Consider the following 10,888-nt stretch of genomic DNA (forward strand, 5'->3'; position numbering starts at 1 on the left):
ATTTTATTTGTACGAAAGCGATTCTAGGGTAAATGATTCGTGAAACACGAAAAGCTATTCACACGCTCGTTAGAAACGAGCGTGGGCTCCGATGCTAAGGTTTGGAAAATTTCATTATTGCCACGGACGCACGGAAGTCAAGGAAGCTGGTTTTTAATTTTTGATATTGAAAATTATAAACGCTAAAAACTATATGTCTTCAGAGCTTTCAGGCAACCGATCATATTCACCTTTCCAGGCGTAGAATCCGAAAATCATCAAGCCTAAGCTAATGGGCAGGAAAATGAAAAGAATAATTCCCCACTGCAACATGGTATTGGTTCTTTCAATATCAGTATGGGTCAGCCCAACTTTTTCAACCGCTTGCATAAACAGAAAAGTCATCGCAACAGGACCTAAGATCATCCAGATTAATCCTAAAAATTTCTTTATCGTATTCATATTTACAATATTAATCGTTAATGCTTTCGTCCTTTTTATTTGAAAGATATATTGTTCCGATGATTAAACTCAACGCTGCAATTCCAATTGGATACCACAAACCAGAAAGTGGCGTTGAGCCTGAAAAACTTGCAATTAATGTCGCAATAAAAGGCACCAATCCTCCAAATACGCCATTGCCAATATGGTAAGGTAGCGACATGGAAGTGTATCGTATTTTAGTTGGGAATAGCTCTACTAAAAATGCTGCGATTGGTCCATAAACCATGGTTACCAATAAAATCTGGAAGAAAATTAGGCCCACAAATTTCCAAAATATTGGTGTAGGCAAAACTTTATCTTTTACGATTTCGGTACCGGAACGAATTCCTTTCTGAACCGAAACCGTGTCAGTTTTAATCACACCGTACGATGCTCCGTTTCTCAATTCTACTTTTGTAGTCATCGTTCTCAAACTATCGGCAGTATTTGCAATTAAAACAGAAGTTGAAGGAGCCGTTTTAGCGGATAAAATATCGCTTTGTTCAACTTTACTGAAATCTGTATCATCTAAAAAAGCCTGATAAATGGGGCGGTAGAAAACAATGCCCAACAACATTCCACTCAGCATAATCCACTTTCGGCCAACTTTGTCACTCCAGGCACCAAAAATTACAAAAAATGGTGTGGCGAATGCTATTCCCCAAAGTAAAATATACCTCGAATCGTTGAAATCAAGCTTGCAGGTGTTTTCTAAAAAAGACTGGGCATAAAATTGTCCGGTGTACCAGATTACCCCTTGCCCCATAGTGGCGCCAAAAAGAGCGAGCAACACCATTTTAAAATTCGCTTTGTTATTAAAGCTTTCTTTTAATGGATTTTTAGATACGTTTCCCTCAGCTTTTAGTTTAGAAAACATCGGCGACTCATGCATTTTCATGCGGATATAAATCGAAACCACTACGAGTAAAATGGAGAGTAGAAAGGGAATTCTCCAGCCCCAATCGCCGAAAGTTTCTGCACCTAAAATGTTTTTGGTAATCACTATAACGCCTAAAGAAAGAAAAAGGCCAAGCGTTGCTGTCGTTTGAATCCAGCTGGTAAAAAAGCCTCTTTTATTTTTAGGTGCATGTTCTGCTACATAGGTTGCGGCGCCGCCATATTCTCCCCCAAGCGCTAAACCTTGCACCAAGCGCAAAATCAAAACCAGAATAGGTGCGGCATAACCAATACTTTTATATGACGGGATGAGTCCGATTAAAAAAGTAGAGCCACCCATTAAAACCAATGTTAAGAGGAATGTGTATTTCCTTCCAATTAAATCACCTAAGCGGCCAAAAACCAAGGCGCCGAACGGGCGAACAATAAAACCTGCTGCAAAAATAGCTAAAGTGTTAATCAGCGCAGAAGCACCGGCATCTTCTGGAAAAAGTTGATAACCGATAATAACGGCTAAACTGCCAAAGATGTAAAAATCGTACCATTCAATTAGGGTTCCAAGTGATGATGCACCAATCACTTTAAAGATGTTATTCTTTGGTAAAGTTTCGCTCATGAGATATTGGGAATATTTGGTTTCCCAATATAAACATTTGCATGACAATCAGCAACCTGCACCGTCTGTGATTAAATTTGTTACGTTTGCAAACATTTCAGCTTCTGTTTTGTATTTTCATTTTCCAATAAACATATATGCTTTTAATACAAAACATTAGACTCAGTAGAATTTTAAGAAATACCTGGCATGTTGATCTGATTATGATCGCTTCCTGTACCGCCGCTTACTTCATCAGGGAATATTTAATTGCACACCACTTTGTTATTCCGACCATTATACCAACCGTTTTGGGTACCGCGATTGCATTTTTTATTGGTTTCAATAATAATCAGGCTTATGATCGATGGTGGGAAGGCCGGAAAATCTGGGGTGCTATTGTAAACGATTCAAGATCATTCGCCCGTGCCTTATTAAATTATATTGATGAAGATCCTGTTTCTGCTAAAAGGATGATTTACCGCCACATAGCCTTCTTATATGCTTTAAAAGCAAGTTTACGGGGGGCTGTCGACGAAATTTATATCAAGTATTTATCAGAGGAGGATTTGAAGGAAGTAACGAAGCATACCAATGTTCATAATGCGATACTGAACATTCAATCGAGAGATTTGCAAAAGCTTTCTAAAGCCAACCAAATCGATGGTTTCAGATTTATTGAAATTAATGAAATGCTGGTGAGGTTTTCTGATTCGATGGGCATGAGCGAACGAATTAAAAACACCATTTTCCCTACAACTTATACCTACCTTACGAAAGTTTTTATCTGGCTTTTTGTAGTTACTTTCACCTTAGTGATTAGCCAGGATGCCGGACCTGCATCTATATTTTTAGGTTGGTTAATCGGCTTTGTTTTTGTTTCAACACAAATTAATGGAATGAGTTTGGTTAATCCTTTTGAGAATAATTCGGCCGGCGTTCCTTTAAATCAGATTACCCGGACCATCGAAATCAATCTTTTGCAAATGCTGGAAGAAACGGATATTCCGGAGCCAATTAAACCAATTAACGAGGAATATATTCTCTAATTTTTAACTGTTTTTTTTCCAAGCCAAATGAGTAGGATAGAAAGCAACCAGAAAAGCACTACGCAGAAAAATGCATTCAGCACTGCTTTAGGATAACCAAGATTAACCACATTAATAAAAGGATAAGGGTATAAGTTGGTTAGATAGCCGCGGATGACAATAAAAATAATGTAGGCGATTGGATAAATCAACCAGTTTAAGGCACTTTTATATGCTAATTTGGATTTATCAACAAATAAAATCCAGAAACTTAAAAAAATAAGCGGACTGACAACATGTAGAACTTCATCGGCTAGTCTGGCCAAACCAGTGGGGTGTAACAAACCACGCAACAAAACATTATAGATCAGCCCGACCACCAAAATATAAACGGTTAACGCAGTGAGGGTAGATGGCTTTGAAAAAAAAACACCCAGGCTTTTTTCTTTCGCTAACCAAAGGGATAGAAAACAGATTCCCAGCAAAATATTTGTGGTCACCGTAAAAAAGGAAAGAAATAATTTAAGCGTTTCTATGAAATGGTAATTTGCCAATTGCAAGCTAACATAAAATTGCAGTAGGATTGAAAACCAGATGATGACTGCGCCAAATGCGACATACGTTTTTGCAGCGGGAGATGAAATCATGTTCAGGGATGTTGATATACGCTTAAAAAACTAAGTTAAACATTTTAAAAAGCAGTTATTCAATTTCATTCAATAGTTTCCGTTCAAAAATGGTTGATTTTTCTTTAAACTTAGGATCGACCAATGAAAAATTTGCCATTGCCATTAAGATTTTGCCGTTTTTCCCGATTAGGATATTTGATGGAAAACCATGATTAATATTCAGTTTTGCAATGGCTGCTCTAGATAAACTTACAATTTCATATCGGTATCCGTTTTTCTTTTGAAATCGCTTTGCCAATGCTGGCGAATCATGGGTAATCCCAACAAAACGTACACCTTTTTTAGCGTATTTTTCAGGCAATTCATTCAGTTCAGGCATTTCTGCAATGCATGGCGGGCAGCTTTCAAACCAAAAATTTATCACGGTTACCTGATTTTTTAAATCAGATTTCGAGAAAATTTTACGATTGGTTTTTAACCCTTTGAAATCAGGTAAGTCTTTGCCTGTCAAATCTTCAAAAAAAGTTTCCTGAGTGGCCCATTTAATCTGTGTATTTTGGCCCATAAGCCGGCTACACCAAAGAGATATCAAAACTATTAAGCAAAATCGCATTAATCGAAAATATAAAAAGTAGATGAAAAACTAAAAGTGCTATTTATTCAACTTTTTGTTGAGAAAATCAATGGAAGTATTTAATGCGGCATCTGTATTCGACTTAAAATCTTTAATTGTGGGGATCACCTCTATATCAGGTTTCACACCATAACCAACAAACTCACGTCCATCTGGGTAAGTATCCTTTTTTGTACAAATTCTTGCACTTCCTCCACCAGGAAGATCAAATAAATATGGCTGGCCGGTACTGCCGAAAGAATTTCTACCAATTTTAGTCATGTGCTTCTGATTATCAGCATAAATCAAAAAATCTTCGGCGGCCGAAGCGGTGTTATGACCTATTAACAAAACAGTGGGAACAACTATGCGTTTAGCAGGTAGGGTATTTTTTAGTGGGTTGTAATCAAAATTATAATAATATTTATCGTTAAAGGTTAAAAAGGCCTTTTTGTTCCATTCGCTATTAGCAGTATCTTTCTCATTGGTATATCGGCCCCAAGCTTTAAAAGCAGAGCTAAGTTGACGGGTGGTGTAACGAGATCCATATAGCAAACTATCATTTGTTAAATATTTTAATATATCGCTTCCAACGCTCGTGCTCCCACCTCCATTACTCCTTAAATCGATAACAATTGCTTTGGCTTTGTATAATTCTGGCAGCTTAGCGGTAAATAATGAATCAATTTTTTCATCTCCGAATGAGTTTAGTGCAACATAAGCTATCTTATTAGGATACCACTTAAAATCCAAAAGTGATGATTCTGACGGGAAAGCCGGAAAAACTTCCTTTTCTTCAGTTCTTTTATGAGTTAATTTTAACACTATAATTTGCCCCTTTGGTTTTTTGATTTTAATCTCAAACTGACTTCCTTCTAGCCCTTGAAGTAGTTTGCTTATACTCCAATCTTGTAACACATAATCAGTAGATGAAGAAATGTATGGCGAAACATATTCTGCAATATATTTAGCTGTAGGACTTCCATTTACCTCAATTATCTCACTACCAACAGGAATTTCTTCCTTTTTGCTTAAGTTAACCCGTGTTATAATCGCTTTATTTTCCACATTCTCGATAAAAAAACGATAGTCGCCAAACATTGTATTCATTGGATCAAAATCTTTACCGTTGGGCATATAAACATTTGTATGCCCATCTTTAAGCAAAGCACAAAAACGTTGCATTTCACGATAATACTCGTAATCTGTTTTAGTTTCAGGAATTGAAATAATCATGGCCTTATAAGTACTGTCCCATTTAACACGATCAATTTTATCCAAGTAAACAAAATTATAGTTTACCTCTTGCCAAAATTTCGAGAGCCCATAAATTTTATCTGCTTTAGTCAGTTTATTTGATTGAGCGAAAACGGTAAATGGCAAGAGTATTAATAAAAGTATTCTCTTCATATTGTTGTGTAGTATTATGGATGATCTGTTAGGAGTTGTAAAACTTGAAAGAATTAATTGAAAATAACAAGAATTGTAAGAAATACACATTTGATTTTAAAAAATCATAAAAAAGTCCTGCCGAAATACTCGGCAAGACTTTAATTTGTTTGGCTCTTTTTCGTCAGCACGATTGAAGCATAGTCCCGAAACTTAGGGAGAGCGATCTTTTTAATTCGCTTTATACAGTATTCAAAGATTTAGCTTATGAATGATTATTTAAAAGTTACAGAACCGTACTCGGTTTTCACACTAACATTAGCGCTACCACCGCTACCAATCTTGCCTGAATACTTTCTGGTTTCATCATCTTTACTTACCAAATTAGAGGTAACATTCGAACCGTATTTAAATCCAGCATAAGAAGTTGAAACATTAAAGTTAGCATTAAAACGATCTGCAAAACCGATTCCAACACTCACGTATTCACCACCAAAGGTAAAGTTTTTACAGGCTGGCGTAATTTCGCTCACATTTAACCTATTGTAATCCATATTGATGTTTGCATCCCCGTTTAAAGTGCCCAGCGTAACGTTTGAATATTCGGCATTAACGGCTAATTTTCCCGCTGATGCGATATTTAAATCGCCGTAAGCTTGTTTAACAACGGTATTTCCTTTAACGGTATTGATATTTACCTTGGCATATTCTGCACTCAACAACAGATTTCCGCCTATTGTTCCTACAGTTAAACCTTTGCCATATTGTACTTTAATATCAGCCGATCTGCGAATGGTATTGATGTTCACACCCACATATTCAGCATCAAGCTCCAATGTACCAACAGACCCAATGGTTACCGGGCCATTGTATTCATGTTTTACTACAGCTGCATTCAAATCCTGAATATCACATTTACCATATTGTACGTTTACGTAATTATTGGTATTGCTTAAGTTGCCAGCAACTAAATTCCCGTATTGTACTTTTAAAGAAGTTGGTCCTGCGAAATTGCCCAGTTCTACATTTCCGTATTGTTGCAAAACAGATAGCGGATTGGATGCTGGCATGTAAACCACATAATTGATTTTAACTTCCCTTCTCCAGGTAGTTACGCCATTCCGAACGCCTCTGCCCCAGCGGCCACCACGATCAGCTAAATTGGTTTTGATTGTAACCAAATCACCACTTTTGTTGGCGTCGATATTTACACCGTCTAACAACTTTTGAACATCATTGTCCGAATTGCTGAAAGCTTTGATATCAATATCAACTTTTACTTCTTTTCGATCCCAGGTTTTTACAGTGATTGATCCATACTGGTTATTAAGATTTACTTTATCACCATTATCTACACTGAAAGTTTTTGAAAAAGCTTTCGATCGTTCGGCATCAGCCCCCGATTCAACATCTTGATTTACGCTAACCGTACCTTTTACTGAAACTGCTGCATAAGTATTATTTGATGCGTTTACCTCCACGCTTTGTTGTGCATTCGTTTTTACGGCGATAAGAGCCAAAAGGCCTAAAAATATTTTTATTGTTTTCATGTTTGTTAATTGTTAAACATTTACTGGCTAACCTGCCGACCGGTTTGCACTGAAATGTAATGAGCGTATTTTGTTAGTAGCTAGTATTGAGTATAAAGTATCAAGATTTGGTTACCTGAACTTTATGCTTTTAGCTTTTAGCTTTAACCTAAATTTGGTTTACCCTTTTATAATCGTCAACCTGATTAATGATAAGCAGCTGTTGTTTTAATAATTGCAGTTGAATTTCGCGGTTTTTCACCATAGCTTTTACCACAAATGTTTGGTTGGGCGATGTTGGAAGTTCTAACCGTAATCGTTCATATTCTTCATCAAGTTTGGCTAAATCAGCGGTAAACTTTTTGTAAAGTTCGGGATTTGCCGAAGCGAAAATGGCCAGGCTGTCTCTCTTTTCCGTAATTAATCCGGTAAAATGAACCTCTTTTTGTGCGTAAGCCGCATTAACGTCAGCGATTTCTAAATCTTTGTTTTGCAACCTTCCGGCGTACAACCAAACTAAACCGAAAACCACTACGATACTTGCGGCCACACTCATCCATAAGTACAGCTTTACTGGCTTTTTTTTATTTTGCGTTTCCTGAATTTTTTTGGCATCTAACTCCAGCTCAATCTTTGCCCATAGGCCAGCTGGTGGTTCCATAATGTCAAAAGCCTTTCGGTTTTCTTTAACAAAAGTTTCTAATCTATTATTCATCTCTCATCCCTTTCTGTTCTAAAATACTTTTCAGTTTTTTCTTCGCCCTCATGTATTGTGTGCGGCTTGTATTTTCACTAATTTTTAAAATGTGTGCAATTTCTTCGTGGTCATAACCTTCTAACAAATACAAACTTAAAACCACTCTGTAGCCATCGGGCAGCTCTGCAATCGCATTCCTCACTTCATCTGCCTGCAGTTTCACGTCATAGTCATCTGCCGATATTTCATCTGGTAATTCAGCAATTTCATCTGTTCCAACAAACTCAAATTTGCGCTTACGCAGATAGTTAATGGATTTATTGATTACAATCTGTTTCAGCCATAATCCGAAGGTCGTTTCCTGTCTGAAATCTACAATTCGGGTAAATGCATCTAAAAAAGATTCTTGTAAAACATCTTCAGCTTCTTCTTCATAATTTAGAATTCGCAACGCGACATTATACATCGCCTTTGCATACAGTTTGTACAAATCAAACTGTGCTGCCCGGCTGCCCTGCATGCATGCTTTTACTAGCTCTAGGTTCTTATCTACGTAAACGGTCTCCAAAATTTTGAATATTCTGATTATAAGACATTAGGGATTTTAAAACGTTGCATCAAGGTAGAAAAAAAATTAAAAACGTTCACTTATGTTTTTGATTAAGCTAAAATCGGGTGTATCGCTCACACATCGCCAGCTAACGGCTTTAAAATGTACATAAGAAATATTACATGAAACTTTACCTTTTTTAATGTCGAGGAATTATCTTTACAAGAATCTAATCTTATCACCCTTATCTAAATGATGAAACCCTACCTTCTCCTGGCACTGCTATTCATATCGTGCAAAATTCATTCTCAGTTTAAAATAAATGGAAGTTTTGAAAATCTTGATAAGAACCGAATGCCTCAGGGATGGCAATTCTCATTTTTTGATGCTCAGAAAACAGTGTATCCTGTAACGTTGGATAGCACAACAAAACAGGATGGGAAATACAGCCTTGTGATTGAGAAAAAAGGAACGGGAGCAGACTTTGGTGTGATAGACTATCCCATTACCCAAAATTTTGAAGGTAAAGAAATTGAACTTAAAGCTTTCGTAAAAACCGAAAATGTTTCCGGTGGTTATGCTGGCTTATGGCTAAGAATTGATGATAAAAACATTAAATCTATTGCTTTCGATAATATGCAGGACCGGGGAATTACAGGAACGACAGATTGGAAACAATACTCGATTAAACTGGATTACAGCAGCGAAGATGTTAGGACAGTGCACATCGGTGGATTGCTGGTAGGCGCTGGGAAAGCCTGGTTCGATCATTTTGAACTTTTTATTGATGGCAAACCCATCGGTAAGGCACCATTGAAACAAATTGTCGTTCTTAAAGCAGATCTTGATACTGCTTTCGCCAAAAGTTCTGGCTTAAAGGAGATTAATTTAACGGATCAATTACACACAAATTTAGTGATAGCAGGGCAATTCTGGGCTTTTATGAAATACCATCATCCGGCCATCGCAAAGGGAAATTACAACTGGGATGCTGAATTATTCAGGTTATTGCCTTCAGTTATTCAGGCTAAAAATAAAAAAGAGCTAAATGCTGCACTTGAAACTTTTTTAGATAAACTACCTCAACCTGCTACTTGCAAAAACTGTAAGTCGATCGCTAATATGACCTATGAAATTAAACCCAATTATGGGCAATTGTTCGATAGCAAATTCATTGACGAATCGCTTTTGCAAAAACTTGCTTTAATCAGAGACAATCGGAATACGGGGCCAAATTATTATGTTGATATGGCCCCAGGGATAGGTAATCCCCTGTTTAAAAATGAGAAACCATATTCGGCCATGACCTATCCCGATGCAGGCTACCGCTTGTTATCGCTGTACCGTTATTGGGCAATGATCAATTATTTTTTCCCCTATAAAAATGTGATTGGTCAAGACTGGAATAATGTGTTAACAACTGCTTTGCCCGAATTTGTAAATGCCAAAAACGAGTTGGATTATGGAAAAGCCGCTTTAAAACTAATTGCATCAGTAAACGATACGCATGCTAACCTTTGGAGTGGCAGCAAAGCAATTAATGATTTTAAAGGAAAATATGCTGCACCATTTCAAACCACATTTATCGAAAAGAAATTGGTGATTACTGCTTTGTATAAAGACACGCTCGATGTGAAAAGTAAGTTAAAGGTGGGCGATGTGATTACAGCGATCAAGGGAAAAGATGTTGACCAGCTTATTAAAGATTTCCTGGCACTTACGCCGGCATCAAACTATGACACACAATTACGTGACCTTCCACACAATTATCTGCTTCGAGGCAATGAGACCAGCCTAAAAATCAAAATTGATAGAGATGGAAGTCAGTTTGATTATGAGATACCGATGAGGGTATTTGGGCGTGGCGGTAAAGATCCAAACTTCGAGAAAGCCGAGTCTTTCAAACTCATCAATGAAAATACGGGTTATGTGTTCCCTGGCAAATATAAAAACGCAATGCTTCCGGATATTAAAAAACTTTTCGCCAACACCAAAGGTATCGTTATCGATATGCGTTGCTATCCATCAGAATTTATGCCGTTTACTTTTGGCAATTACATTAAAAACTCATCTACGCCTTTTGTTAAGTTTACAATGGGAAGTGTAGATTATCCAGGTTCATTTAAATTCGGACCACATGAGGTTAACGGGCAACGCTCATCCGATCATTACAAAGGCAAGGTTGTTGTTATTGTAAACTCAACTTCGCAAAGCCAGGCAGAGTATACCACAATGGCTTTTCAAAGCTCACCAAATGTAAGGGTAATTGGCAGTACAACTGCCGGAGCAGACGGAAACGTATCATACATTGTGTTGCCAGGTGGTTTAAATACAATGATATCGGGAATCGGCGTTTTTTATCCAGATGGAAAACCTACGCAAAGGGTTGGTGTGAAAATCGACAAGGTCATTTACCCAACCATAAATGGAGTAAAACAAGGTAAGGATGAGTTGCTTGATCAGGCAATGGAAACCTTGAACAAAGGATGGTAGAAATTC

Annotated in this window: 10 protein-coding genes; 2 read left to right on the forward strand and 8 right to left on the reverse strand. The window is 37.3% G+C overall.

Annotated features, from left to right (window positions below; translation table 11 throughout):
- Positions 1-189: 189 nt before the first annotated feature.
- Together R2Q70_RS03180 and R2Q70_RS03185 are read right to left on the reverse strand one after the other, a co-directional pair.
- Entirely contained in the window at positions 190-441 is a 252-nt protein-coding gene (locus R2Q70_RS03180; RefSeq protein ID WP_316806211.1) for a DUF6814 family protein, read from the reverse strand.
- Positions 442-451: 10 nt separating this feature from the next.
- The gene (locus R2Q70_RS03185) at positions 452-1,975 is read right to left on the reverse strand and encodes an MFS transporter (protein WP_316806212.1); all 1,524 of its coding nucleotides are present in this window, start codon (positions 1,973-1,975) and stop codon (positions 452-454) included.
- Positions 1,976-2,112: 137 nt separating this feature from the next.
- Between R2Q70_RS03185 and R2Q70_RS03190 the strand changes: the two genes are divergently transcribed.
- Entirely contained in the window at positions 2,113-3,003 is an 891-nt protein-coding gene (locus R2Q70_RS03190; protein WP_316806213.1) for a bestrophin family protein, read from the forward strand.
- On the opposite strand, the gene R2Q70_RS03195 is transcribed toward R2Q70_RS03190, so the two are convergent.
- The 6 genes from R2Q70_RS03195 to R2Q70_RS03220 all read right to left on the reverse strand — a co-directional run bounded on the left by R2Q70_RS03195 (position 3,000) and on the right by R2Q70_RS03220 (position 8,407).
- On the reverse strand, positions 3,000-3,629 hold the full coding sequence (locus R2Q70_RS03195; RefSeq protein WP_316806214.1) for a Pr6Pr family membrane protein: 630 nt from the start codon (positions 3,627-3,629) through the stop codon (positions 3,000-3,002). The genes R2Q70_RS03190 and R2Q70_RS03195 overlap by 4 nt on opposite strands.
- A 55-nt stretch (positions 3,630-3,684) precedes the next feature.
- Positions 3,685-4,176: a TlpA disulfide reductase family protein gene (locus tag R2Q70_RS03200; protein WP_316806215.1), complete on the reverse strand. Its 492-nt coding sequence runs from the start codon at positions 4,174-4,176 to the stop codon at positions 3,685-3,687.
- Positions 4,177-4,263: 87 nt separating this feature from the next.
- A complete protein-coding gene (locus R2Q70_RS03205) occupies positions 4,264-5,634 on the reverse strand; it encodes a S41 family peptidase (protein ID WP_316806216.1) in 1,371 nt (456 codons plus the stop codon).
- 254 nt (positions 5,635-5,888) lie between these two features.
- Positions 5,889-7,163, reverse strand: a complete 1,275-nt coding sequence (locus R2Q70_RS03210; RefSeq protein ID WP_316806217.1) for a hypothetical protein — start codon at positions 7,161-7,163, stop codon at positions 5,889-5,891.
- A gap of 148 nt (positions 7,164-7,311) precedes the next feature.
- The gene (locus R2Q70_RS03215) at positions 7,312-7,857 is read right to left on the reverse strand and encodes a hypothetical protein (RefSeq protein ID WP_316806218.1); all 546 of its coding nucleotides are present in this window, start codon (positions 7,855-7,857) and stop codon (positions 7,312-7,314) included.
- Positions 7,850-8,407 (reverse strand): sigma-70 family RNA polymerase sigma factor, encoded by a 558-nt coding sequence (locus R2Q70_RS03220; protein ID WP_316806219.1) that lies wholly within the window; start codon positions 8,405-8,407, stop codon positions 7,850-7,852. The genes R2Q70_RS03215 and R2Q70_RS03220 overlap by 8 nt, the downstream gene beginning before the upstream one ends.
- A 234-nt stretch (positions 8,408-8,641) precedes the next feature.
- On the opposite strand from R2Q70_RS03220, the gene R2Q70_RS03225 reads away from it, so the two are divergent.
- Positions 8,642-10,882 (forward strand): S41 family peptidase, encoded by a 2,241-nt coding sequence (locus R2Q70_RS03225; protein WP_316806220.1) that lies wholly within the window; start codon positions 8,642-8,644, stop codon positions 10,880-10,882.
- Positions 10,883-10,888: the final 6 nt, after the last annotated feature.

Origin of the sequence: Pedobacter agri, assembly GCF_032678665.1 — a bacterium.
Classification (GTDB): domain Bacteria; phylum Bacteroidota; class Bacteroidia; order Sphingobacteriales; family Sphingobacteriaceae; genus Pedobacter; species Pedobacter agri_A.

Bases quoted from the DNA above. Each gene is read 5' to 3' on its own strand.
- R2Q70_RS03180 (WP_316806211.1), bottom strand. From the start codon at position 441: ATGAATACGATAAAGAAATTTTTAGGATTAATCTGGATGATCTTAGGT.
- R2Q70_RS03185 (WP_316806212.1), bottom strand. From the start codon at position 1,975: ATGAGCGAAACTTTACCAAAGAATAACATCTTTAAAGTGATTGGTGCA.
- R2Q70_RS03190 (WP_316806213.1), top strand. From the start codon at position 2,113: ATGCTTTTAATACAAAACATTAGACTCAGTAGAATTTTAAGAAATACC.
- R2Q70_RS03195 (WP_316806214.1), bottom strand. From the start codon at position 3,629: ATGATTTCATCTCCCGCTGCAAAAACGTATGTCGCATTTGGCGCAGTC.
- R2Q70_RS03200 (WP_316806215.1), bottom strand. From the start codon at position 4,176: ATGGGCCAAAATACACAGATTAAATGGGCCACTCAGGAAACTTTTTTT.
- R2Q70_RS03205 (WP_316806216.1), bottom strand. From the start codon at position 5,634: ATGAAGAGAATACTTTTATTAATACTCTTGCCATTTACCGTTTTCGCT.
- R2Q70_RS03210 (WP_316806217.1), bottom strand. From the start codon at position 7,163: ATGAAAACAATAAAAATATTTTTAGGCCTTTTGGCTCTTATCGCCGTA.
- R2Q70_RS03215 (WP_316806218.1), bottom strand. From the start codon at position 7,857: ATGAATAATAGATTAGAAACTTTTGTTAAAGAAAACCGAAAGGCTTTT.
- R2Q70_RS03225 (WP_316806220.1), top strand. From the start codon at position 8,642: ATGATGAAACCCTACCTTCTCCTGGCACTGCTATTCATATCGTGCAAA.